Raw genomic sequence first — 24,038 nt, forward strand, 5'->3', positions numbered from 1 at the left:
TGATATGGCAAATGCCAGAGAAATCAGAGACAGAATGAGAAGTATACAGGACACGATGAAAATCACCAATGCCATGTATATGATTTCCTCGTCGAAACTGAGAAGAGCAAAAAAAGCGTTAGCGAATACAGAGCCGTATTTCTATACCCTTCAGTCTACCATGAGCCGAATCCTTCGTCATCTTCCTGAAATGCATTCAGAATACTTCCGTGATCCGAATGCTGTCATAGATGAGAATACCATTCGCCGTGCCTATGTGGTCGTCACTGCGGATAAAGGTATGGCCGGTGCCTACAACCACAATATCCTCAAGCTGGCTGAAGAGCATATTCAAAACGATAAAAACGCAAAATTGTATGTCATTGGTGAAATCGGCAGACATTATTTCCAACAGAAAAAAATACCGATTGCCCACCAGTTCCACTATACCATTCAGAATCCGACATTAAGCCGTGCCAGAAATATTTCTGAAACACTGATCGATGCTTATCGTACAAAAAAGGTAGATGAAATCTATCTGGTCTACACAAGCATGAAAAATGCCATGACAGAAGAAGCACAGTTCATGCGTCTTCTTCCCCTTGAACGTCCGGATTTCATGATCAAAGATATCCCCGTCGATCTTCCGATGGAACACATCGCCATGAAACCGTCACCAGAAGCCGTCATGGGACAGATCGTACCGGATTATATCGTCGGTTATATTTACAGTGCCCTTGTAGAAGCTTATGCCAGTGAGCAGAATGCCCGTCTGATGGCGATGCAGGCTGCCGCTGATAACGCATCTGCTATTCTTCAGGAGCTTGGAACACTTTATAACAGAGCCCGACAGGCCGCTATTACTCAGGAAATCACTGAGGTCATTGCCGGTGCCAAGGCTCAGAAAAAAGGAAAAAATTAAAAGGAGGTGTCCGATATGAAAAAAGGAAAAATTGTACAGGTCATGGGACCTGTTGTCGATGTAGAATTCGAAGATGATGATCTTCCATATATCAAGGATGCCCTTGAAGTTGATAATAATGGCCAGAAATGTATCATGGAAGTTTCACAGCATATCGGTAATCACACAGTCCGCTGTGTTATGCTCTCCGCCAGTGAAGGTCTTTACCGTGATATGGAAGTTATTGCTCCCGGCGGCGGTATCAAAGTTCCTGTCGGCGAACAGACTCTTGGCCGTCTTTTCAATGTCACAGGTGAAACCATTGATGGCGGCGAAGAATTAAAAGATGTGGAGAAATGGTCTATTCACAGAGATCCTCCTGCTTTCGAAGATCAGAATCCTGTAGCTGAAGTGCTTGAAACAGGTATCAAAGTTATCGATCTTCTGGCACCATATGCCAGAGGCGGTAAAATCGGTCTGTTCGGCGGTGCCGGTGTTGGTAAAACAGTCCTTATCCAGGAACTGATCCGTAATATCGCAGCTGAACAGGGTGGCTACTCTATCTTCACCGGTGTTGGTGAACGTTCCCGTGAAGGCAACGACCTTTGGTCCGAAATGAAAGCTTCAGGTGTTCTTGAAAAAACAGCCCTGGTGTTTGGTCAGATGAATGAACCGCCTGGGGCCAGAATGCGTGTCGCTGAAACCGGTCTGACAATGGCTGAATATTTCCGTGATCAGGAGCACCGAAATGTCCTTCTGTTCATCGATAATATCTTCCGTTTCTCCCAGGCAGGTTCCGAGGTGTCTGCGCTGCTTGGCCGTATGCCTTCTGCCGTTGGTTATCAGCCGACATTGGCTACTGAAATGGGTGAACTTCAGGAAAGAATCGCTTCCACAAAAAATGGCGCTGTTACATCTGTACAGGCCGTTTATGTCCCTGCCGATGACTTAACGGACCCTGCTCCTGCAACAACATTTGCCCATCTGGATGCCACAACTGTTCTTTCAAGAAAAATTGTAGAACAGGGCATTTATCCGGCCGTCGATCCTCTTGAATCCTCCTCACGAATTCTTGAACCGGATATCGTCGGTGAGGAACATTATGAAGTTGCCAGAAAGGTACAGGAAATTCTTCAGAGCTACAAAGATCTTCAGGATATCATCGCTATCCTGGGTATGGAAGAATTGTCCGATGAAGATAAGATTACCGTTTATCGTGCCCGTAAGATCCAGAAATTCCTTTCTCAGCCATTCCACGTGGCAGAAAACTTCACAGGCATCAAAGGTGTTTATGTACCTATTGAAGAAACCATTCGTGGTTTTAAAGCCATTATCAGCGGTGAAATGGATGATTACCCTGAAAATGCGTTCTTTAACGTTGGCACCATCGATGATGTGAAACGTGCAGCTGAAAAAATGCAGGCTTCTGTCAAATAGAAAGGCAGGCGTTTCTAATGAGTGATATGTATAATCTGCGAATCATCGCAGCAGACAGGGTCTTCTATGAAGGTCCCTGCCTCTCTCTGATCGTTCCCGCTTTTGACGGTGAAAAAGAGGTTTTAGCCCACCATGAATCCATGGTTATTGCCGTCACGGACGGAGAAATGCGTTATAAAACGGAAGACGGTACCTGGCATATCGGTTATGTTGGCCGCGGTTTCGTCCAGATTGCCAACAACCGTGTCATTTTGCTGACAGAAAGTGCAGAAAAACCGGAAGAAATCGATGTTCGCCGTGCCGAAGAAGCCAAAGAAAGGGCTCTGGAACAGCTGCGTCAGAAACAGAGTATTCAGGAATACTACCATTCCAGCGCTTCACTGGCCAGAGCCATGGCTCGTTTGAAAACATCAAGACAGACAGCCGGCAAGATCCGTATTTAACCGGCGGCTGTCTCTTCAATAGCTATATACTCTTTCTTTTTATACACGTTCTTTCGCTTCAGCAATCACAGAAAAAAGGCCTGTAGCTGGCATCCGCTGCCAGTGCATCTCTCAGCTTCCGGGCTGCAGAGCTTAATACCTTTGATTCATCCGTCACCAGACAAATCTGGCGTTTTGGGATTTCTTCCTGAAGATGGATCTGGCACACCTCTCCCCTTGCAATGTAATCTGCTGCCAGGTCATCCGGGCAAAAACCGATACCCAGATTATAGCGAACCATCAGACGAATCTGGTCTGTGGCTGCCACCTCAATCTCCGGATGAAAAGATAAATGCTGATTCATAAAATACTGTGTATAAAACATTCTTGTCCCAGTCTCCGGGGGAAGTGAGACAAATGGATAGCTCATCAATTCATTGAGACTGCGCGTCTTCGATGCCAGCTCTCTGTACTTCGAGCCGCCGATTAAAACATCCTGAAAAGTCATCAGCGGTGTTTTATGAAGCGGTTTCTTTATGTCCACCGGTGTGGAAATCACAGCAAAATCAATTTTGCCCTCTTTTAGTGCCTGTATAGTCTGCGGTGTAGAATAACTGGAAATTCGAAAATGGATTTTCGGATGTTCTTCATGAAAACTGCCTAATCGCTCCAAAAGCATTAACCTTAAAGCCGTCTCACTACTTCCTATAGTCACAAGCCCATTCTCAATATTCAGCGTCTTCTTAATCTCCTCTTCTCCCTGTTCCAGATTATTCATGGCTGCTGACACATACTGAAATAGTTGTTCTCCAATCGGTGTCAACGATACCCCTCTGTTGCTTCTCGCAAATAGCCGGCATCCAAGCTCCGCCTCCAGATTATTCATCGAACGGGTTACATTAGGCTGATTATTGCCAAGAAGCTCTGCAGCTTTCGTAAAATTCTTACTCAAAGCCACATAATAAAAGGTTTTGTAGTAATCAAGATTCATTCTGTCAATTCCTCTCTAATATTCAAGCCTTGCTTGATGTTATATTACTTTGATCTATTTCTCCTTAACCTACTCATAACGCAAAGTATAAAACAAAATTCGCAAACAGACAATAACTTTCTTTATCAATTCATTTTTTTATTTACTTTTGTATACAAATACTGTATAATAAAACTGAATTTGCTAGGGGTGCTTAATTGCTGAGAGGCCTGTGCCGACCCTTTGAACTTGATGTGGATAATCCCAACGCAGGAAAGCAATGTAAATGAACTATTTATGGTTATATGCTATGATGATTGATTGCCTCAATTATCTTTTTATAAGCAGCCATAAGTAATGAATACACATGTACCTAATCGGGAGTCCTGCTTCATTTCTTAGCAGAGCTCCTTTTTCATTTAAACTAAATCATTCATCATTCAATAAACTATATGGTGTCTCGAAGAACTGTCAATTTATGGGCAGGTGCTTCAACGACCGCCGGTACTAGGCGTTGTCTTTTAACGCCTTATGTACCGCTGCGAGACGTTGGCAGTGAGAACGACCTGCCATAAATTGACAGTTCTTTGAGACGCCTTCGTTTAAGGAGGAAATTTATGAAATTAACAGAAATCTTATACGAAGACGTCAAAGAGATCTGGGACGGCTATCTGAAGCATCCTTTTGTCTCCGGCATCGGTGACGGCTCCCTTTCCCTGGAACGTTTTCGTTTTTATATGCTCCAGGACTATCTTTATCTCTATGACTATGCCAGAGTTTATGCCCTGGGTATCGTCAAGTCCCGTGAACCGGAGATGATGCAGTTCTTCTCACAGCTTGTCAACGACACATTAAACGGTGAAATGGACATCCATCGCGGCTATATGGCCCGCCTTGGCATTACCCCGGAAGAAGTAGCGAATGTGAAGCCTTCTATCATAAACACTTCCTATACCCACTATATGCTGGAAGTCGGACACAATGAAGGCATTCTGGAACTGCTTGTTTCCATTCTCTCCTGCTCATGGAGCTATCAGATGATCGGAGAAGCACTGAATCAGATTCCGGGAGCCGCTGACCATCCATTCTACGGTGACTGGATCAAAGGCTATGTTTCTGAAGAATATGTGGCCTGCAACCAGAGCATCCTGGACACCGTCGATCGTCTCGGTGAACACTGTTCTGAAGCAGATATCGCCCACCTCAAAGATATCTTCAGGACATGCAGCCGCTTTGAAGCATTTTTCTGGGATATGGCCTGGAATATGACGCTTTAGACCGCACGCAAAACTTTTACCAAGGAGTATTCTAAAATGTTAGAATTTCAACATGTCACCTTTCAATATGACAGCGAAGATTTCAATATCATTGACGATCTTTCCTTTACCGTGGAACCCGAGGAGTTTATTTCCATTATCGGTATCAGCGGCTGCGGAAAGAGTACGATCTTCAAGCTGACCAACGGCCTTTTGAAAAGAAAAAGCGGCAATATCCTTCTGAACGGGCAGGATATTGCTTCCGTGAAACATGCTGCCGGCTATATGCCCCAGAAGGATCTGCTCTTTCCATGGCGCACCATTGAGAAGAATCTATGCCTTCCCATGGAAATTGCCAAAGTTCCTCAGTCAGAACAGACACAGCGTGTTTCTGATATTCTGAAGGAAGTCGGACTTTCTGATTATGCCGCCAAGTATCCAAAGGATTTGTCCGGCGGTATGCGTCAGCGTATCTCTTTTGCCCGAACACTTTTAACAGATGCTGATCTTCTGCTCTTAGATGAGCCTTTCAGTGCATTGGATGCATTAACCCGAATCAGCATGCAGGAATGGCTGCTGAAGCAATGGCAGCATTTCCACAAAACAATTATGTTCATCACCCATGACGTAGAGGAAGCCATCTTTATGTCCAGCAAAATTTATCTGGTCAAGCAGACACCGATCCATGAGCTGGAAGTTCTAAAAGTTCCCATGGATTATCCTAGAAACCGCAATGATATGGGACGACCGGAGATTGTCGAATTAAAAGAATATCTGATCGATCAGTTGAGAAAGCAGGTGATTATATGAGAAAATATTTACCGCCGCTGATTCTCTTCTTTCTTCTTTTAATCGGCTGGCAAGCATTGGCACTTGGCATCAATGCCGCCTATATTCTTCCGACACCGATCCAGGTTATCCAGAAGTTATGGGAACTGCGTGAACCGCTGTTCATGGTGCATCTGCCGGCTACCATGTCCGTTACCTTCATCGGTCTTGGCATCTCCATCGTCCTGGGTCTGGCATTGGCCATCGCCATGGACATGCATGAAGGCATCCGCCGTACCCTTTATCCGCTGGTCATCGCCTCCCAGACGATCCCGACAACAGCCATTGCGCCGCTGTTTGTTCTCTGGTTCGGCTATTCCATCTGGAGCAAAGTTCTGGTAACAGTACTGATGACCTTTTTCCCGATCACCATCACGGTTTATGACGGTTTTCAGTCCACGAAACGTGAAATGGAGGAATTGATGCTCAGTTTCAATGCCAGCAAAATGGATATTTTCATGAAATTGAAACTGCCGAATGCACTGCCTTATTTCTTTTCAGCCATCAAAATGGCGATTCCGATCAGTATCATCGGTGCGGCCATCGGAGAATGGCTGGGTGCACAAAGCGGTCTTGGCTATTTCAGCAAACGTATGCTGACACAGCTGGATGGTGCCGGTGTCTTCGCCCCGATTGTCTTATTATCCGCAGTGGCTATGTTGATCGTCGCGATTGTCGGTATTATAGAAAGAATTGCGATCCCATGGCGAAAAGAACTGTAAATACAATGATCAAACACCTTTAGAACAACACCCTCTATGAAAGGAGTTTTACAAATGGATATCAACAAAATCAAAGAATTAGCAGAAGGTTATCTGCAGGAGCAGGTAGATTTGCTGATGCGCTTCACCTCCGTTGACAGTGAGTCGAATTATGTGGAAGGCAATAGGCAGGTCATTGATATGGCCCGGGCTGTCCTTGAAACCATCCCCGGTGTGACAATGGAAGAAATGTTCTTTGAAGGATGCGGCACCCATCTGATCGCCCGCATCAAACCGGAACATCCGGAAGGCAAGATCATCCTGAATTCGCATATGGATACCGTCTTCCCTGTTGGCTATGCTGCCAAATTCCCGCCTTATGTCGATGAAGACAACTGGCTCCACGGCCTGGGAAGCGGTGACTGCAAAGCCGGGTTCGCCGTTTCTGCCTATGCTGTCAAGATCGCCAGCGAATTAGGCTTACTGCCAAACAAAGAACTCGTTATGCTCTACAGCTGCGATGAAGAAATCGGTTCCATTACCAGCCGCAAGGTCTTCGAGAAAGAAGCACCTGGTACAGAATGTGCTTACATCTTCGAGAGCGCTGCCAAAACAGACAAAGGTTACGGTGTTGTCAGCCAGCGTAAAGGTGTTATCCTGGGTGCTCTGGATATCAAGGGTGTTGAAGCCCATGCAGGCGGTGCTTATATGGCAGGGCACAGTGCCGTCAAGGAACTGGCGCATAAGATTCTCAAGCTGTACAGCTTCAATGACTATGACAGAGAGATCTACTATAATGTAGCACCAATCTCCGGCGGGCGTCCGAATGGTATCGTTGCCGGTGATGCCCATATGGAATTCTGTGTAGCAGGTCTTCCTGACAATGGTCCTTCCTTTGCCGAAGCCGAAGCCAATATCGAATCTCTGGCCGCTTCCAACGAAGATCCTGTATGTGAAACAACTGTTTCACACCGTATTCTGTTCCCTGCCCTTGAGAAGAACGAAATGGGCCACAAAGCTTTCCAGATTGCTGAAAAAGCAGGTCAGCTCCTCGGTATTACCATGGAAGAAATTGCCGAACCGACAGCAACAGATGCCAATTGGTTCTATTCCTTCGGTGTGCCGGCCGTTGACGCATTCGGTCCTGTGGAATCCGGCATGCACACAACCGAGGAAAAGGTCTATATTCCAACAATCACCGAGAAAACCGCACTTTTTGCAGCTATGCTGGGTATTATGAAAGAAGAACAATAATTCAGTGGCTTAGATGTCAATTCTAAGCGATCACTAATAAAAAAGGGGTTATATTATGAAAAAGATGAAAAAATTTTCTGCACTTTTACTGACTGCTGCTATGACGCTTTCCATGGCTGCCTGCGGCAATTCTTCCGCAGGCACATCCACTACTGAGGCTGCTTCAAATGCTTCAGAAAGTACTGCTGAAACACAGACTGACACAGCATCTTCAGAAGCTGCTGAAAGCACAGCATCCAACGGTGACCTTGAAGATTTCAGCATTGTCCTTGACTGGTATCCGAATGCGGTGCATTCCTTTATCTACACTGCCATTGAAAAAGGATACTATGCAGAAGAAGGACTGAATGTACATGTACAGTTCCCGTCCAATACAAATGATGCCATCACGATGACAGCGGCCGGACAGGCGGATGCCGGTCTTTACTACCAGCCAAACATCATCTCTACTGCAACAAATCAGGATGTTCCTGTCAGAATTCTCGGTACGATTGTGAAGCATCCGCTGAACATCGTCATGTCTATGAAATCCAGCAACATTACCTGTGCCAAAGACCTGAAAGGCAAAATCATCGGCTATCCGGGCACTGTCGACAATGAATATTTTGTCAAAGCGATGATGGAACACAATGGACTCTCCTATGACGATGTGACGATGCAGGATGTGGGCTTCGACCTGAATACATCCCTGATCAGTGGCAATGTAGACGCTGTCATCGGTACCTATATTAACCACGAATATCCAGCTCTTCAGAAAGAGGGCTACGACGTGACTTATTTCGATATTACAAAAGAAGGCTGTCCGGATTATGAAGAGCTTGTCCTTGTCACCGGTGAAAATCAGGTCAAAAACGAAAGTGACAAACTGGCCCGCTTCATCCGCGCTTCCAGAAAAGGCTTCCAGGATGTCCTCGATGATCCACAGGGCTGCCTGCAGATTCTTCTGAACAACCAGGACAAAGCCAACTATCCTCTGGATTCAGAAGTTGAAGAAAAGAGTATGGAAATCCTTCTTCCTCTGATGGCTGACAACAGCGCTGACTTCCTGACTATCAACAAAGAAAGCTGGCAGAATACAGCTGACTGGCTGCTGAAGATGGGCATCATCACAAAGGCTGCTGATATCGATGCACTGGTAACGGATATTCCACAGTAAATTTCTGGTTTGCATTATCTTTCCATATTATCTTGTTTTACTTTACGCATATGCGTATATTATCATTAATAGAAAAGCCGGGAGCTTCACAAAATTGTGTTCTCCCGGCTCATTTACGCATTATTCCTTATGCCATCTAAGATTTTTACAGTTTAATATCCTCAATAATCTCTTTCAATGTTGCTGCTGATTCCTGCAGTTTCTTTGTTTCCTCTTCGTTCATAGTAATCGGCACATGAGTCTCTACACCCTCACTGCCGACAACAGCCGGCATGCTCAGACACATTCCCTCAATTCCATACTCACCATGCATCATTGAAGATACCGGCATAACAGACTTTTCATTGCGCATAATGCATTCGCAGATACGTTTTACAGACATCGCAATGCCATAATAAGTGGCATGCTTCTTGGCAATAATCTCGTAAGCGCTGTTTTTAACAGATTCTGCAATTTCCTTCATAGCTGTCTCATGATTATAGTGGCCTCTCATCTCGCAGAACTGGTCTAGCGGCACACCTGCCACATTGGCACTGCTCCATACGGCAATCTCACTGTCACCATGTTCACCGATAATGAAGGAATGGACACTCCGGCTGTCTACACTCAAATGCTCACCAAGAGCATATTTTAATCGTGCTGTATCCAGAACCGTTCCTGAACCAAGTACACGATTCTCAGGATAGCCGCTGAGTTTCAAAGCTGTATAAGTCAGAATATCTACCGGATTGGAAACAATCAATAATATCGCATCCTTATTCTGTTCTGCAATTCTCGGAATAATACTTTCATAAATCGCCACATTCTTATGCACCAAATCCAATCTTGTCTCTCCCGGCTTCTGACCGGCTCCGGCAGTCACAATAATAATAGCCGCATCACTCAAATCTTCATAGACCCCTGCATGTATTTTCATCTGACCCGCAAAAGGAATACCATGAGCAATATCTTTTGCTTCTCCGTCTGCCTTGTCAAAATCTACATCTACCAAAACAAGCTCTGAAAAAAGCTGACTCTGCATTAATGTAAATGCTGTTGCTGAACCAACAAAACCACAACCAATAATCGCTGCTTTTCTCTGATTAATCTCTCTACCCATAACGGTACCTCCTTATGTCAAATAATGTTTTATCTCTTTTGTAATTTGATTATACCATTATTGTATACAGTATTCAATCAAAATATTAGTATTTTGTATTATGTATTCAATTTTACACATTTAATTTCCACAAAAAAAGAGACAAACGCATCCATTTCCGATTTGTTCATCTCTTTCTTCACTCATTTATAAAGTTATAAAACACTATTTGCCGGCTTCTTCCATCACATCAAACAGTACATAATCTTCAATCGGTACTTTCTTGTCTACATCACCAGCATCGATGAAATTCTTCTGCTGGCTTTCATAGTATTTCTTCAATGTACCGTCTCCCAGATACTGAAGAAGTGTCTTGCTGTCAATCCAGCTGCCTTCTTTTGCCTGTTCCAATTCAGTTGCTTTATCTGCACCGCAGATATCCGCAACATAACCGGCCACTTCATCATAGTTGACTTCCTGTGAGCCATAATCCATAGCCTTATAAAGTGCCTTTGTAAATCTCACAAGGATATCCTTGTTGGCCTCCGCATAACCCGGCAGGCATCCCCAGCCCTGGCAATCGGCAGTTTCACCGGAAACCTTCAAGCTACTGCAGAAAATCTGCGCCGCGCCTTCAATACACCGCTTATGCACATCCGCTCCGATATAAGCCACATCAACAGACCCTGATGCCATTAACCCTATTCCCGCCTCGTCAACCTGAAAAGAAGATAACTTGATATCCAGTCCCTGCTCTTCAAAATAACCTTTATTAATCGCTGTGGCCACTTCCCAGAGAGATTCATAATTCGGCATATAACCTACACGCACCTGGGTCAGTACATCATAGCTGATAGTTTCTGTTTCTGCTGCTGTGGCTGATTCTGTCTTATCATCCTTAGAAGACTGACCACAGCCTGTAAGTGCTCCCAGCACCATAGCCGCTGTCATCACAACCGCCAAAATTCTTTTTTTCATTCAGAAATTGTCCTCCTTAAAATTGATCCAATGGATTTATTATATCATAGAACCTACTAATTTTTGTCTATTTTTCTTTAAAAGCCTTGCTGTTCATTCCCAGCTTATCGATTTTCTTATAGAAGCCCGACCGTCCAATTCCTGCTGCCGCTGCAGCCTTCTCAACATTTCCATTGAATTTCCTCAATATACTTTCTATATACTGCCGTTGAAATGCTTCCGTTGCCTCATGAATGGTCTGCTCGTCACATGCTATCAAAGAATTTGGCTGTTCTTTTTCATTCTCATTATCAAATTGCACATTCTTTCCGATACCCAAAATTTCACGGACATGCCGGGCTGTAATGATATCATCCTGAACAACGACAAAAATTCGCTCCACAATATTTCGCATTTCCCTGACATTTCCCGGCCACCTGTAAGCCTGAAAAACAGTCACTGCTTCATTGGTAAATTTCTTATTCATATTGTATTTGCGATTTAGTTTTTCCATAAAATAGTCCGCAAACACAGCAATATCTTCTTTTCTCTCCCGAAGTGGCGGCACAGTAATCGGAATAACATTTAAACGATAAAATAAATCCTCCCTGAATTCTCCCCTGCTTACCATTTCCTGCAGATTACGGTTGGTTGCAGCTACCACCCGGACATTCACTTTCTTAATCTTTGTTCCGCCCACACGCATAATCTCTTTACTTTCGAGCACCCTCAAAAGTTTCGACTGCATAGACAAATCCAGTTCACCGATTTCATCCATAAAAATTGTGCCGCCATCGGCCAATTCAAACAATCCCAGCTTTCCATAACGGCTTGACCCTGTAAAAGCCCCTTTTTCATAACCAAAAAATTCCGACTCCATTAATTCATGTGGAATAGCCGCACAGTTAACCGGCAAAAATATTTTCTTATTTCTCTGGCTATTTTGATGTACATATCTGGCAATCACCTCTTTGCCGGCCCCAGATTCCCCATAAAGCATAATGGTACTCTCCCGATATGCGGCTATTTTTGCCATCATCAGGCAGTGCTTAATCGTATCGCTGACAGCAATCAGCTCATTATTTTCTGAATCCTGCAGCACATGGGATAATGTCTGACTGATGACCTGATTTTCATGCTGAATACTTTGCATAAAATGCTCGATGACCTTCTGCTCCTGGCTGAAAACAACAACGTTTTTGATATCACCATTCTCATCAAAAACCGGCCGGGCATTCACCGCCATGGTATTGCCATTTGCAAAAGTAACTGCTTGGATATGCTCCTGTTTCGTTTCAAGCACTTTTAAAGCAGCCACACTGCTTGCCAGTTTTCTGTCCAACAACTCATAGGCACTCATCCTCATCAGTTCTTCCGCCGGCAATCTAAGGGCATTGGCCGCATTATCATTCACATAGACAATATTGGCATCCTTATCTATAACAAAAATATTTCCAAAGCAGTTTTTTAGAATCATATGTAATAATTCAATTTCATCCTGCATGCTTGTTGCTCCCCCTTTTTACCTCATAAAAACAAAGTGTACCCTTGACATGCCTCCCCATGCATCAAAATTATATTACCTTTCTATTTTACAACAAATATCTCAAAAGTTCATTACTCATTCGGGATAATTCTTTTCATCTCTCTTTTTCCCATAGCTAAAAAATACCAAAAATATAACAGAAAAACGCCCTAACGGACGTTTTTCCATTTCTAATGATTGTTTCGAAACTACTCTATTCTTCTGTTTCCTGTCTTCTTTCCAATGATGGCACAAATTCAGCCTGAAGACCGCCGGTTGCCAGTGTTCGGAGTGTCCAGAGATTTTCTGCAAGTCCTGTAGCTGCGATGACAATCGATAATTCTTCTGCACTTTCCACATGCATCATTCTCAGCATTACCCCAGCCAGTGGATGGGTTTTAGTTGTGCCGCCTACAATACCTACAGCCGTCGGCAATTCAATCATACCATTCAAATCGCCGTTATTATCCTTTTCCCAGTGAACAATCGGCCGATAATGGCCGCTGATACCTGCATATGCATGAGCCCCTGCTTCCAGTGCACGAATATCATTTCCTGTTGCACATGCCACCGGGCTAGAACCATTCATGATACCTTTATTATTGGTGCAAGCTCTGTATGGATCATTGTTTGCAAATGCATAAGCCTGCAAAACACCATCCACAACAGCTTCTCCGCCCAGCACTTCCTTTGTTACATGCACACGGACTCTTGCCAGACGATGTACTGCCAGATTGGACAGAATTCGCAGATACGGTCTGCCGCCTGTAATTTCAGCCAGTAGAGGAGCCACCTTCTCTGCCATTGTATTCACTGCATTGGCGCCCATGGCATCTTTTGTATCTACCAAAAGATGAACAATCACCATCGGTCCTTCCTCTGTCTGCAAAGGTCTTGTCTCCACCTCAAAAGCACCGCCGCCCATGGATACAAGAACCGGGTCTGCTTCATTGGCTTTAGCCAAGACTTCTGCTTTATGCTCAAGGATCATCATAGAACAGGTTTCAATATTTTTAATACCTGTCAGCTGAATCTGCGAAATCATCACCGAACCCGTATGGGTGGCTTTGAAACCGCCACATTCTGCCGCCAGCAGCGCACCTTTTTCCGCACAGCTGACAACCCATGGTTCCTCACACACCATCGGAACAACATACTCTTTGCCATTAATCACAAAACCTCTGGCTACACCGATTGGCAAAGCATAAGTACCAATAACGTGGTCAATCATACTGTCAGCCGTTTCAAGACTAAGAGCATTTTTCTTTTTTAAAATCTCGATATCGGATTCTGACATTTGCGTCATATCTGCAATTTGTTGCAGCCTCTCATCCACTGTCATTTTTGTTATATCTGCATATTTTCCCATACCATACCTTCTTTCTATGGTTTATAAAAACTATGATTCATATCCTGGATTTTAATATATGGTTATTCTTATCTGCTATCCTATCGGATACATCACACTTCCAATGGCAATACCGATAAAAGCCACAATCAATGTAATCACAACAGTCGTAACAAAAATCTGTTTATAAGAGTCTTTATGGGTCATACCGCATAATGTCAACAACACAACAACTGCACCACTGTGAGGAAGGGAATCCAAACCTGTTGCGGCCATTGTACCGATTCTGTGCAGCACCTCAGGGTTCACACCCATGGCAATATATTCCGGTGCAATGTTGGACATGGCAATCGCCAGACCACCTGTACCTGAACCGGCTGCACCGGCCAAAACAGTTGTGGCAATACCAAAGGACACTAACGGGTTACCGCCCATATGAATCAGCGCATCACTGAGAATAGCGTAGCCTGCACTGGCAGATACCACTGTACCGTAACCAACGATACAGCCGGTTGTAATAACTGCATTGGTGCCGCTGCCGATAGCAGCCACAAGTAATTCCTGAATGCCTGATAATTTCAGATTTTTGTGGAACAGCACTGCACATAAAATACTGCCAATCAACAATGCGATATGTGCATTCATTTTTGCTGCTACCAGAAGAACAATAATAACAATAATCGGAACCAGCGCAAGAATCGGATTCACACCGTCCCCTAATTTTTCTGCTTCTGCAAGAATCTTTATTGTTTTTTCATCAGCCTCAAAGCCTTCGCCTTTTTTTCTGGCAGCGGAGCCTTCATGATAAACATAAATAACCAGTAAAAATGTACCGATCAAACCACAAACAATACCTAAAACCGGCGCTGCATTCACCGTTGTGCCGATATACTGAGGCGGAATCAGATTAATTGTCTGAGGAGTACCCGGAAATGCAGTCGCCGCAAATGTAAAACAGCCTGCGGCAATAACGCCCGGAATGAGTCTTCTCGGAAGATTTGCGCTCTTAAATACCGCCAGTGCAATCGGATACATGGTAAACGCGATAACCAGTGCTGAAATACCGCCATAAGTTAATAACATACCTGCAAAAAATACACCCAGAATCGCAAATTTCTCACCCAAAAGCTTTGTCAGCCACTTTGCGATGGCTGCCGCTGCGCCTGTTTCCTCCATTACTTTACCAAATAAAGCACTTACACAGAAAAGCAGGAAGAAGTTTTTGACATAGGTGGATGCACCTGACATAAATGTATCCGTTAAAGCTGTGAGAATATTTTGTCCATCCAAAATTGCCAGAACTGCCGCTGCCACGATGGATACAAGAATGATATTCCATTTTTTAAATACAAGAAAAATAACCAGTGCCAGTGTCAAAAAAACAAATAAAACCTGTAACATGATTTCCCCCCATTATCATTTGTACGAATTATTTATACTGATCCGCGCCGTGGAATTTTTCCATATTTCTGTAGTATTTATCATATGGAAGAATGTCCATGATTTCATGTTCTTCGAAATCATAATCAATTTTTGTGATATCCTGTGTTTCTTTGAATTTTTCCAAGGTTGCTCTAACCGCCGAGAACGCAGCATATAATGCTGTCGGCCAATAACAGGACATATTAGCTCCGGCTTCTGTTTCCTCCGCAATAGAATCCTCAAAATGAATAGCTGTTGTGACAACAGGCCCGTTAATGCGGTCTCTATATTCCTTCAATTCTTTGATGGAGCCTGCAAATGTGATAAAGCACGCATCTGCACCAGCTTCAAGATAAGCGTTGCATCTGTCAATTGTTTCTTCCCAATCATTTTTCAGCCAGAGGGCATCTGTTCTGGCAATAATCATAAAATTCTTGTCTGTTCTGGCATCTACCATAGCACGAATGTGGTCACACATCACTTCTTTTGACATATCAATCGGTTCGCCGCCTACATGTTTGCCGATAATACCATCTTCCACCTGAATACCGGAAATACCTGCATATTCAAATTCATGAATCATACGCCAGATATTGCCTGCATGATACCAGCCGTTATCTACATCCGCAATAATCGGAAGATCAACTTCTTTGGCAATTTCTCTTGCCAGCGGCAGTAAATCTTTCAGCTGAACAAGTCCTACATCTGCCATGCCAAACTGTGAAGCACCTGTGATAAAACTGCCTGTATAAACAATCGGGAATCCTGCATTCTCAATTAATTTTGCACTTAATACATCATATGCACACATAATCGGTGTACAACCCGGCTCTCTTAAATACTCCTGTAATTTTTCTCTTTTTTCATGCATATCCATCATTTTTCTTTCCTCCGCATTCATAGACTTTCTTTTCTCAATTATTCCTGTAAATCCCGACACCGAATTTCAACGCTGTCTCAGATTTAACATTTTTCATATGACAAATTGATTTTTCTGTCACCGGCTATCTCATTCCCATGCCGCCGTTGACATCAATAGTGGCGCCTGTGATAAAATCACTTTCATTGGATGCCAGGAATAATGCTGCATTGGCAATATCTCTGACATTTCCAAGTCTGTGCAGCGGTACATTCAATGAAGCATCTGCCGACCCCAGTGTCTCGGTCATCGCTGTCAAAACCGTCCCCGGTGCTATACAATTGCAAGTAATATTATCTTTTCCCACCTGTTTGGCAACGGCTTTCGCAAGGCAGATCACCCCAGCCTTTGATACCGGATAAGTCGCTTCTGTAAATACACCGCCTACCTGTCCTGCAATGGATGCCATGTTGATAATTTTTCCGCCGCCATTCTTTCTCATAATCGGAATCACACACTGAGTGCCATAAATTGTTCCCATCAAATCAATATCCAGCACCCTTTTCCACTGTTCCGGACTGATATCTTCAATTGGGCAGGCCGGTAAAGTAATTCCCGCATTATTAACAATAATGTCCACTTTCCCAAACTTTTCCACACAGATATCCACCACGTTCTGGACTTCTTCCTTTGATGCCACATTGCACTTAACAGCGATGGCTTCTGAGCCAGATTCCTTCACAATGGCATCTGCCACTTCCTGTGCTTTCTCTAACGCCAAATCCGCCAGAACAACCTTTGCTCCTTCCTGTGCATAAAGTCTTGAAATTTCTGCACCGATACCATTCGCTGCACCTGTGATAATTGCTGTTTTTCCTTCCAATCTCATGTTTTATTCCCCCTGTTTTATTTTTGATACCTAATATAAAAGCAATTCCCGTGCCACATGGTTTTTTAACGCAAAAAAGCCATATAATCCCTAAAATCCAGCTATTTCATGCCTAATTTCAGAATATATATGACTTTTTTCCTCATGCTATTTACACTTCTATTATTTCGTCTACTTTTGTAGAAAAATAAATCCACTTTCATAGACTTTTCTACAAAAGTGGATTTTTATTTTTCATAATTTATTTTGCTGATACTCCGTGCCAGCAATATTTCATTCTCTTTATACCACAATCACATTCCCGGCGTCCTCAATTCCCGGAACTTTGCGATCCGTCAGGATAATTGCCGATTGAAAAGCTCCAAAGGTTACGGAACTGACTTTACCGAATTTGTCATGATCCGCAAGAACATATCGGTCGCGGCAATGAGCCATAGCGATTTCTTTGACAACCGCTTCACTGGCTTCCGGTGTGGTAAATCCCGTTTTCTTCGTCACACCGTTGGTACCGAAAAATCCCTTCGTGAAATGATACCGACGGATCATCTCCGTCGCCTGTCCCCCGACAATCGCTTCTGTGGAACTCTTCAGCTCACCGCCTACCAACAGCACTTTCATCCCCATCTCGGCCAGCTTCTGGGCATGCGCCACCGCATTGGTGACAAATGTAGCGTTCTTCTCCTCCAGATAATCCATCATGTATCCCGTTGTGGTACCGGCATCCAGGAAAATAAAGTCTTCCGGTTCGATCAGTCTGGCTGCATAAGACGCGATCCGACACTTTTCTTCCTTATTCACTTCTACCTTCTGAGCCACTGTCGGTTCGCTGCCTGTCATAATATGCTCCATCGCAACGGCGCCGCCAAAAACCTTGATCAGACGGCCGGCTTTGCCAAGAGCTGTGATATCACGGCGCACCGTAGATTCCGAAGCATCCAGCAGGTCTTTCAGTTCTGTGACCGTCACACTTCCTCTTTCATCCAACATTCGTAAAATTGTTTCATATCGTTGCTCTGTCAGCATAATTTCCTCTTATTGCAGCTGCGTTGTACCCTCGCAGTTACTTCTTCTACTCTGCAAAGACAGCGCCACCTGATGGTGACGCAGTCTGAATTAATCTGTTGCCTATTTTAATCTTCATTTGCAAATGAGAGACATCCTTCATCTGTTTATGTCGAGTGAATCTTGTATTATTTTGTCTGTTTTGACTTCTTATACGCTTCGACATCGGTCTCAAGGATAATCTTACGAAGCGGAAGAATACTTCCCGGAGATACAGAAAGCTCATCGACACCCATCGCCAGAAAATCCTTTGTCAAAGCCTGATCAGCGCCCAATTCACCGCAGATACCACACCAGATACCTGCCTTGTGAGCATTCTCAACGGTCATCTGAATCATACGAAGGACTGCTGGATGGTGGGAATCAAAGAACTTGTCAAGTTTTGAATTCTGACGGTCAATGGCCAGTGTATACTGTGTCAGGTCATTAGTACCGATACTGAAGAAATCTACTTCTTCTGCCAATTCCCGGCTCATCATCACAGAGGCCGGTGTCTCGATCATGATCCCCTGTGCCGGATTGCCGTATTCAATTCCCTGTTCTGCCAGTTCGGCCTTCACTTCTTCAACAATGGCTTTAATCTGACGGACCTCATCAACGCTGATAATCATCGGATACATAATGTTGATATTGCCGTAAACACTGGCTCTGAAAAGCGCACGCAACTGTGTCTTGAAAATCTCCGGACGTGTCAGACAGATACGGATGGCACGGAGCCCCATTGCAGGATTGTCCTCTTTGTCCAATTCAAAGTAATCGCACTGCTTGTCAGCACCGATATCCAGTGTACGGATGATAACTCTTCTTCCGGCCATAGTCTCTGCCACAGTCTTATAAATCTGGAACTGTTCCTCTTCTGTCGGATAATGATCCTGTCCCAGATAAATAAATTCACTTCTGAAAAGTCCGATACCGCCTGCATCATTCTGCAGCGCAATACCGAGATCCTTGATATTACCTACATTAGCATACAGCATCACTTTCTGACCGTCAAGTGTAATATTTTCTTTGCCCTTTAATGTCTGAAGAAGACGTTTTTTCTCCTGCTCTTCCTGCTGTTTCTTCTTCATTTCTTCCAGCAGTTCAGCATCCGGATCAACATAAACAACACCATTGGTACCATCTACAATACCAAGCTTGCCGTCAACGGTCTCATCCAGATCAATACCGGTACCGATCAATGCCGGAATACCCATGGTACGTGCAAGGATGGCCGTATGGGAATTCTCTGAACCGTGGGCTGTAACGAAGGATAAAACCTTATCCTTATCCAGCTGAACGGTTTCTGATGGTGCCAGATCGTCTGCCGCAATAATAACAGGTTCATCAGAATCAAGTCCGCTGCCTGCACCGCCTGCCAGAACAGTGATCACACGTTCTGAAATATCTCTGACATCTGCCGCACGGCCGCGCATATAATCATCGTCCATGGCCTCAAACATCTGGGCAAAATTATCTGCTGTGGAGGCAACCGCATATTCCGCATTCACCATCTGGGAATGAATAATATTCTCAACAGATTCATTGTAATCTTCATCTTCAAGCATCATCTGATGCACTTCAAAAATAGCAGCGTTAGCCTCTCCTACTTCTTTTAACGCTTTATCATACAACTTCTGAAGCTGTGCAGCCGCAATATTACGGGCATCTGTGTATCTCTCCATTTCTGCATCTGCATCTTCAATTTTGACACGCTTAACAAGCTGTTCATCTTTTTTGTAAACACTGATCTTACCAATGGCAATACCGCCAAAAACACTTTTACCTTTATATATCTGCATCCTGATTCTCCTCCGTTAAAGAAAAAACTGCTGCATAACCCATTACAGGGCACCCATCATGCAACAGTCTCTTCAATTCGCCCCGCTGATACGGGAACACGTTTAACTCCTTATAACGCCGTCGTTACAATAATTATAAATTACAGATTTTCTTTCATGAATTTGCTGACTGCTTCACATGCAGCATCTTCATCTTCACCATCAAATGTAAAGACAACTTCCTGACCATTCTTAACGCCAAGACCCATAACAGCGAACATTCTCTTGCAGTCTGCTTCTTTGCCGTCTTTGGCAATCTTGATCGTGCTGTTGAATCCTTTAACAACTTTGATCAGTTCACCGGCTGGACGAGCGTGGATACCTTCTTTGTCTGTGATCACATACTTAAATTCCTTCATGATAAATTCCTCCTCAATTCATATTATTCGTTGACTTTATTGACAATCATCATTTATTATTTCAATCTTTAACTTAAGCAACCTTTTTCTTTAACAAACCAAGTAATACTGTAGAAACTGCCATACCTACAACCAGCGCAACCAGATACATCAATGCATTGCCCACAACCGGGAATACGAAGATACCGCCGTGAGGTGCCATCAGTGTACATCCAAAGAACATTGAAATTCCGCCTGCAACAGCTGAACCTGCGATGCAGGCTGGTAAAACATGCAGTGGATCCGCAGCCGCATATGGAATGGCACCTTCTGTAATAAAGGCCAGACCCATGATAAAGTTTGTCGGACCGGACTCTCTTTCTTCTTTTGTAAATTTATCTTTAAACAGGATCGTTGCAAGGGCAATGGCACAAGGTGGTGTCATACCTCCGATCATAACTGCTGCCATGATATCATAATTGCCCGCTGCAATAGCTGCTGTACCGAACACATAAGCCGCCTTATTGAATGGGCCGCCCATATCGATGGACATCATGCCGCCGAGAACTAATCCTAATACCACTTTACTTGAACTTCCCATACCTGTCAAGGCATTGTTAAGACCTGTATTGATACCACCCATGATCGGCTCTACAATGAACATCATAAAGAATCCCATTACCAGAATACCCACCACCGGATAAATCAGAACCGGTGCAATCTTCTCAAGTGCTGTCGGCAGTTTATCACAAGCTTTTCTCAGTGCAAGAATCAGATAGCCGGCAACAAAACCTGCAACCAAAGCTCCCAGGAAACCGGATTTACCATTTGCAGCCATCATACCACCTACAAAACCAAGGGCAAGTGCCGGTCTGTCGCCGATGGCCATGGCGATAAATCCTGCCAGTATCGGAAGCATAAAGCCAAATGCAACACCGCCGATCTGTTTGAACATCGCTGCGATTGGTGTAATGGTACCGAAGTTGGCTCTCTGATCCGCCGGCAGTGAATTGATATCAATTGAAAGACCATCGATCAGAAATGCAATGGCGATCAGGATACCGCCGCCGATAACAAATGGAAGCATATGTGAAACACCATTCATCAGCTGTGCATAAATCTGATGGCCGATGCCGCCGCTGGAAGATTTAACCTCTGTCTTAGCACCTTCAGCTGCATGATAAACAGGTACATTGCCTGACAGAGCCAGATCTACCAGTTCATCCGCCTTGCTGATACCATCGGACACCTGTCGGATAATGACTTTCTTACCGTCAAAACGATCCAACGGTACCTGAGTATCCGCTGTAACGATAATACAGTCTGCTTCAGCAATTTCCTGATCGGTGATCACGTTCTTTGCACCGCCAGATCCTCTTGTCTCAATCTTGATGAAACAATTCTTTGCCTTTGCAGCCTTCTCAAGGCCTTCTGCCGCCATATACGTATGCGCAATACCTGTCGGGCAGGCTGTTACTGCCAGAAGTTTTGCCTGCGCACCTTCAGCTTCACCGGTATTTGCCAGACGTTCATCAATATCGCTCTTCTCGTCATCAGCCTTATCCACGATTTCAAGAAATTCATCCACAGATTTGGCATTCAGCAGATCTGCTGTAAACTGCTCATCCATCAGAAGAACTGATAATTTACTCAATACGTCCAGATGGATATTATCTTCTGTGTTCGGAGCTGCAATAAGAAAGATCAGATGCACCGGTTCACCATCCAGGGAATCAAAATCCACACCGTCTTTGACAACCATAGCTGCCAGCCCCGGTTTTGTAACAGCATCACATTTACCATGAGGAATGGCAATACCTTCCCCGATACCGGTTGTACTCTCTTCTTCTCTTGCATAAACTCTCTGTCTGTAAGCTTCAACATCGTTGATCTTGCCGCTTTTTGCCATCAGATCTACGACCTGATCAAGCGCCTCTTTCTTATCTTTCGGCGCACCATTAAGGGAAATACTCTGCTTATCCAATAAGTCAGTAATTCTCATGGTTTTTAATCCTCCACTCTTACCTGTTTATAAATTGCTTCAATTTCGCTCTTTGTAGCCAGATATTCAGAAAATGCACTGGCACTTCCTGATGCAATACCCATACAGAAGGCATGCTCATAATCCTGTTTGTCCATCCATCCGGCCATAAAACCTGCGACCATAGAATCGCCCGCGCCTACTGCGTTCACCAGATGGCCCTTCGGTGCAGGCTTATCAAATACCTGTCCGTCTTCTGCGATCAGAACGGCACCTTCGCCGGCCATGGAGATCAGCACATTGCGTGCCCCCATTTCCTGAAGCTTTTTGCCGTAAGGAACAACTTCTTCTCTTGTCTTTAACTCTACACCGAAAATATCACCCAACTCATGATTATTCGGTTTGATCAAAAATGGATGGTACTCCAAAACATTCAGCAATAAATCTTTTGTTGCATCCACAACGATCATCACGCCTTTACCTTCCAGTCTTGCCATAATACGGCGATACATATCATCCGGCATAGATGATGGGATACTGCCTGCCAGGAAAAGAACATCGCCTTCACCAAGTGCATCCAGCTGAACCATCAGCTGTTCAACTTTGTCAGCACTGATTGCCGGTCCACTGCCGTTGATCTCTGTGCCATCAATGGATTTCAACTTCAGATTAATTCTTGAAATGCCTTCATCAATACGAATGAAATCAGATTTCACACCCATTTCCTGCAGCTCACGGACAATCTCATCACCTGTGAAACCGGCCATAAAACCAAGTGCTGTGCTTTCTATACCAAGATTCATTAATAATGTTGAAACATTAATGCCTTTTCCTCCAGGAAGGATTAATTCTGAACTTGTTCGATTGGTAAGTCCCAGCTGAAAATCGTCTACTGCAACGATATAATCCAGTGATGGATTAAAAGTCACTGTATAAATCATCTTGTTACCTCCTGCTCTTTATTATGTTCATATTATAACGCCAGATTCAGTCAAATTCAATCAAACTACTTCACAAAAATAATGACCGATTTTGGTTGAATATGCACAAAAAAGGTGTCGGTTGTGACCAAATCAGTCACAGCCGACACCTCTTGTATAATGAAAAGTGATTGGGCATAAGATGTTTTAACAAAGGTTTTGGATAACAAGTGCAATTCCTGACAATATCAGCACGATAATGACCAGCCTCTTGATGACCATTTCGTTCAAATGTCCGCAGCACTTCATGCCAAAAACCAGCGCCAGCACCATAAACGGAATCATACATACCGCCTGACGAAAGATCTGCCAGTTCAATATGCCGATGCATGGATAGACAATCAGTCTGAATGTACATTCAATCCAGAATACAAAACAAAGATTGCCTTTGAATGCATGGCTGTCCTCAGTCACACGATCCATGTACGCCGCCAGCAGTGCACCGACACCATAAAGTCCGCAGCACAGACCTGAAAGCACACCAATCAGTCCAAGTATGATTTTTGACTGTTTCTGCTTCTTTCCGGCTTTCTCCCGCATCAGCATCTCAATGCCCATGGCGATAATGAAAAAACCGAAAATCACTTTGATGGTTCGCGTGTCCACATTCTTCAGCATAAAAATGCCGGGAATGTTGCCGAAAATGATCAGAGCTGCCACCGGCAGGCTGATTCGCCAGTTAATTTGCCTGCGCTCTTTCCAGGCAATGATCACATTGGCCGGGTAGCCAATAATCAGATCCATCGGCGTAATTTGAATGTTATTGAACGAAAAACTCAATATCGTGGTAAATACAAGGGTATTGGCAAATCCACAGACACCCTTAATAAAACTAGCAGCAAGTGTCGCAACAATCAGCCAGACCATGTTGTACA

22 protein-coding genes and 1 riboswitch are annotated in these 24,038 nt (G+C 44.1%); of the genes, 8 read left to right on the plus strand and 14 right to left on the minus strand.

Annotation, left to right across the window (positions count from 1 at the left end; all coding sequences use genetic code 11):
* The first annotated feature begins 4 nt into the window (after window positions 1-4).
* From atpG to atpC, 3 genes are read left to right on the plus strand one after another with little or no spacing between them, the layout of a single operon-like run.
* Complete coding sequence (gene atpG / locus NBH03_RS10330; protein ID WP_250799531.1) at window positions 5-901, plus strand: ATP synthase F1 subunit gamma; 897 nt, start codon at window positions 5-7, stop codon at window positions 899-901.
* A 15-nt stretch (window positions 902-916) separates the two neighbouring features.
* Window positions 917-2,317 (plus strand): F0F1 ATP synthase subunit beta, encoded by a 1,401-nt coding sequence (gene atpD / locus NBH03_RS10335; protein ID WP_178440060.1) that lies wholly within the window; start codon window positions 917-919, stop codon window positions 2,315-2,317.
* A gap of 17 nt (window positions 2,318-2,334) precedes the next feature.
* Entirely contained in the window at window positions 2,335-2,760 is a 426-nt protein-coding gene (atpC, locus tag NBH03_RS10340; RefSeq protein WP_215689773.1) for an ATP synthase F1 subunit epsilon, read from the plus strand.
* Window positions 2,761-2,818: 58 nt separating this feature from the next.
* On the opposite strand, the gene NBH03_RS10345 is transcribed toward atpC, so the two are convergent.
* Window positions 2,819-3,730 (minus strand): LysR family transcriptional regulator, encoded by a 912-nt coding sequence (locus NBH03_RS10345; protein WP_250799532.1) that lies wholly within the window; start codon window positions 3,728-3,730, stop codon window positions 2,819-2,821.
* A 175-nt stretch (window positions 3,731-3,905) separates the two neighbouring features.
* A riboswitch (TPP riboswitch) is annotated at window positions 3,906-4,002 on the plus strand.
* Window positions 4,003-4,326: 324 nt separating this feature from the next.
* Between NBH03_RS10345 and tenA the strand changes: the two genes are divergently transcribed.
* Genes tenA through NBH03_RS10370 form a run of 5 tightly spaced genes read left to right on the plus strand, consistent with a single transcriptional unit; the run spans window position 4,327 to window position 8,904 of the window.
* Entirely contained in the window at window positions 4,327-4,986 is a 660-nt protein-coding gene (gene tenA, locus NBH03_RS10350; protein WP_250799533.1) for a thiaminase II, read from the plus strand.
* 36 nt (window positions 4,987-5,022) lie between these two features.
* Window positions 5,023-5,775: an ABC transporter ATP-binding protein gene (locus NBH03_RS10355; RefSeq protein ID WP_117528296.1), complete on the plus strand. Its 753-nt coding sequence runs from the start codon at window positions 5,023-5,025 to the stop codon at window positions 5,773-5,775.
* Window positions 5,772-6,515, plus strand: a complete 744-nt coding sequence (locus NBH03_RS10360; protein WP_117541197.1) for an ABC transporter permease — start codon at window positions 5,772-5,774, stop codon at window positions 6,513-6,515. Before NBH03_RS10355 ends, NBH03_RS10360 begins: the two co-directional genes overlap by 4 nt.
* A gap of 54 nt (window positions 6,516-6,569) precedes the next feature.
* Window positions 6,570-7,748 (plus strand): M20/M25/M40 family metallo-hydrolase, encoded by a 1,179-nt coding sequence (locus NBH03_RS10365; protein ID WP_250799534.1) that lies wholly within the window; start codon window positions 6,570-6,572, stop codon window positions 7,746-7,748.
* A gap of 55 nt (window positions 7,749-7,803) precedes the next feature.
* Window positions 7,804-8,904 (plus strand): ABC transporter substrate-binding protein, encoded by a 1,101-nt coding sequence (locus NBH03_RS10370; RefSeq protein WP_250799535.1) that lies wholly within the window; start codon window positions 7,804-7,806, stop codon window positions 8,902-8,904.
* A 145-nt stretch (window positions 8,905-9,049) separates the two neighbouring features.
* On the opposite strand, the gene NBH03_RS10375 is transcribed toward NBH03_RS10370, so the two are convergent.
* From NBH03_RS10375 to NBH03_RS10435, 13 genes are all read right to left on the minus strand, one after another.
* Window positions 9,050-10,003, minus strand: coding sequence for an L-lactate dehydrogenase (locus NBH03_RS10375; protein WP_015513705.1), 954 nt, complete (start codon window positions 10,001-10,003; stop codon window positions 9,050-9,052).
* Window positions 10,004-10,207: 204 nt separating this feature from the next.
* A complete protein-coding gene (locus tag NBH03_RS10380) occupies window positions 10,208-10,960 on the minus strand; it encodes a substrate-binding domain-containing protein (protein ID WP_250799536.1) in 753 nt (250 codons plus the stop codon).
* Window positions 10,961-11,027: 67 nt separating this feature from the next.
* Entirely contained in the window at window positions 11,028-12,443 is a 1,416-nt protein-coding gene (locus NBH03_RS10385) for a sigma-54 interaction domain-containing protein (protein ID WP_250799537.1), read from the minus strand.
* Between the two features lie 235 nt (window positions 12,444-12,678).
* Window positions 12,679-13,833 (minus strand): hydroxymethylglutaryl-CoA reductase, degradative, encoded by a 1,155-nt coding sequence (locus NBH03_RS10390; RefSeq protein WP_250799538.1) that lies wholly within the window; start codon window positions 13,831-13,833, stop codon window positions 12,679-12,681.
* Window positions 13,834-13,908: 75 nt separating this feature from the next.
* Window positions 13,909-15,213, minus strand: a complete 1,305-nt coding sequence (locus NBH03_RS10395) for a GntP family permease (RefSeq protein ID WP_250799539.1) — start codon at window positions 15,211-15,213, stop codon at window positions 13,909-13,911.
* Window positions 15,214-15,241: 28 nt separating this feature from the next.
* Window positions 15,242-16,114: an isocitrate lyase/PEP mutase family protein gene (locus tag NBH03_RS10400; protein WP_250799540.1), complete on the minus strand. Its 873-nt coding sequence runs from the start codon at window positions 16,112-16,114 to the stop codon at window positions 15,242-15,244.
* A 124-nt stretch (window positions 16,115-16,238) separates the two neighbouring features.
* Window positions 16,239-16,982 (minus strand): SDR family NAD(P)-dependent oxidoreductase, encoded by a 744-nt coding sequence (locus NBH03_RS10405; RefSeq protein ID WP_250799541.1) that lies wholly within the window; start codon window positions 16,980-16,982, stop codon window positions 16,239-16,241.
* A 282-nt stretch (window positions 16,983-17,264) separates the two neighbouring features.
* Window positions 17,265-18,005 carry a DeoR/GlpR family DNA-binding transcription regulator gene (locus tag NBH03_RS10410; protein WP_250799542.1) on the minus strand — a complete coding sequence of 247 codons (741 nt, stop codon included), beginning with the start codon at window positions 18,003-18,005 and terminating at the stop codon, window positions 17,265-17,267.
* A 167-nt stretch (window positions 18,006-18,172) separates the two neighbouring features.
* Complete coding sequence (gene ptsP / locus NBH03_RS10415; protein WP_215689766.1) at window positions 18,173-19,825, minus strand: phosphoenolpyruvate--protein phosphotransferase; 1,653 nt, start codon at window positions 19,823-19,825, stop codon at window positions 18,173-18,175.
* 140 nt (window positions 19,826-19,965) lie between these two features.
* Window positions 19,966-20,223, minus strand: a complete 258-nt coding sequence (locus tag NBH03_RS10420; protein ID WP_015513702.1) for an HPr family phosphocarrier protein — start codon at window positions 20,221-20,223, stop codon at window positions 19,966-19,968.
* 73 nt (window positions 20,224-20,296) lie between these two features.
* A complete protein-coding gene (locus tag NBH03_RS10425) occupies window positions 20,297-22,204 on the minus strand; it encodes a PTS fructose transporter subunit IIABC (protein WP_250799543.1) in 1,908 nt (635 codons plus the stop codon).
* A 5-nt stretch (window positions 22,205-22,209) separates the two neighbouring features.
* Window positions 22,210-23,124 (minus strand): 1-phosphofructokinase, encoded by a 915-nt coding sequence (pfkB, locus tag NBH03_RS10430; protein WP_178438497.1) that lies wholly within the window; start codon window positions 23,122-23,124, stop codon window positions 22,210-22,212.
* A 186-nt stretch (window positions 23,125-23,310) separates the two neighbouring features.
* Window positions 23,311-24,030 carry a sulfite exporter TauE/SafE family protein gene (locus NBH03_RS10435; protein WP_250799544.1) on the minus strand — a complete coding sequence of 240 codons (720 nt, stop codon included), beginning with the start codon at window positions 24,028-24,030 and terminating at the stop codon, window positions 23,311-23,313.
* Between the last annotated feature and the right edge of the window lie 8 nt (window positions 24,031-24,038).

Source organism: Coprococcus intestinalis, assembly GCF_023656595.1.
In the GTDB taxonomy this organism is placed as follows: domain Bacteria; phylum Bacillota; class Clostridia; order Lachnospirales; family Lachnospiraceae; genus Coprococcus_A; species Coprococcus_A intestinihominis.

Bases quoted from the DNA above. Each gene is read 5' to 3' on its own strand.
- atpG (WP_250799531.1), top strand. From the start codon at position 5: ATGGCAAATGCCAGAGAAATCAGAGACAGAATGAGAAGTATACAGGAC.
- atpD (WP_178440060.1), top strand. From the start codon at position 917: ATGAAAAAAGGAAAAATTGTACAGGTCATGGGACCTGTTGTCGATGTA.
- atpC (WP_215689773.1), top strand. From the start codon at position 2,335: ATGAGTGATATGTATAATCTGCGAATCATCGCAGCAGACAGGGTCTTC.
- NBH03_RS10345 (WP_250799532.1), bottom strand. From the start codon at position 3,730: ATGAATCTTGATTACTACAAAACCTTTTATTATGTGGCTTTGAGTAAG.
- tenA (WP_250799533.1), top strand. From the start codon at position 4,327: ATGAAATTAACAGAAATCTTATACGAAGACGTCAAAGAGATCTGGGAC.
- NBH03_RS10355 (WP_117528296.1), top strand. From the start codon at position 5,023: ATGTTAGAATTTCAACATGTCACCTTTCAATATGACAGCGAAGATTTC.
- NBH03_RS10360 (WP_117541197.1), top strand. From the start codon at position 5,772: ATGAGAAAATATTTACCGCCGCTGATTCTCTTCTTTCTTCTTTTAATC.
- NBH03_RS10365 (WP_250799534.1), top strand. From the start codon at position 6,570: ATGGATATCAACAAAATCAAAGAATTAGCAGAAGGTTATCTGCAGGAG.
- NBH03_RS10370 (WP_250799535.1), top strand. From the start codon at position 7,804: ATGAAAAAGATGAAAAAATTTTCTGCACTTTTACTGACTGCTGCTATG.
- NBH03_RS10375 (WP_015513705.1), bottom strand. From the start codon at position 10,003: ATGGGTAGAGAGATTAATCAGAGAAAAGCAGCGATTATTGGTTGTGGT.
- NBH03_RS10380 (WP_250799536.1), bottom strand. From the start codon at position 10,960: ATGAAAAAAAGAATTTTGGCGGTTGTGATGACAGCGGCTATGGTGCTG.
- NBH03_RS10385 (WP_250799537.1), bottom strand. From the start codon at position 12,443: ATGCAGGATGAAATTGAATTATTACATATGATTCTAAAAAACTGCTTT.
- NBH03_RS10390 (WP_250799538.1), bottom strand. From the start codon at position 13,833: ATGGGAAAATATGCAGATATAACAAAAATGACAGTGGATGAGAGGCTG.
- NBH03_RS10395 (WP_250799539.1), bottom strand. From the start codon at position 15,213: ATGTTACAGGTTTTATTTGTTTTTTTGACACTGGCACTGGTTATTTTT.
- NBH03_RS10400 (WP_250799540.1), bottom strand. From the start codon at position 16,114: ATGATGGATATGCATGAAAAAAGAGAAAAATTACAGGAGTATTTAAGA.
- NBH03_RS10405 (WP_250799541.1), bottom strand. From the start codon at position 16,982: ATGAGATTGGAAGGAAAAACAGCAATTATCACAGGTGCAGCGAATGGT.
- NBH03_RS10410 (WP_250799542.1), bottom strand. From the start codon at position 18,005: ATGCTGACAGAGCAACGATATGAAACAATTTTACGAATGTTGGATGAA.
- ptsP (WP_215689766.1), bottom strand. From the start codon at position 19,825: ATGCAGATATATAAAGGTAAAAGTGTTTTTGGCGGTATTGCCATTGGT.
- NBH03_RS10420 (WP_015513702.1), bottom strand. From the start codon at position 20,223: ATGAAGGAATTTAAGTATGTGATCACAGACAAAGAAGGTATCCACGCT.
- NBH03_RS10425 (WP_250799543.1), bottom strand. From the start codon at position 22,204: ATGAGAATTACTGACTTATTGGATAAGCAGAGTATTTCCCTTAATGGT.
- pfkB (WP_178438497.1), bottom strand. From the start codon at position 23,124: ATGATTTATACAGTGACTTTTAATCCATCACTGGATTATATCGTTGCA.
- NBH03_RS10435 (WP_250799544.1), bottom strand. From the start codon at position 24,030: ATGGTCTGGCTGATTGTTGCGACACTTGCTGCTAGTTTTATTAAGGGT.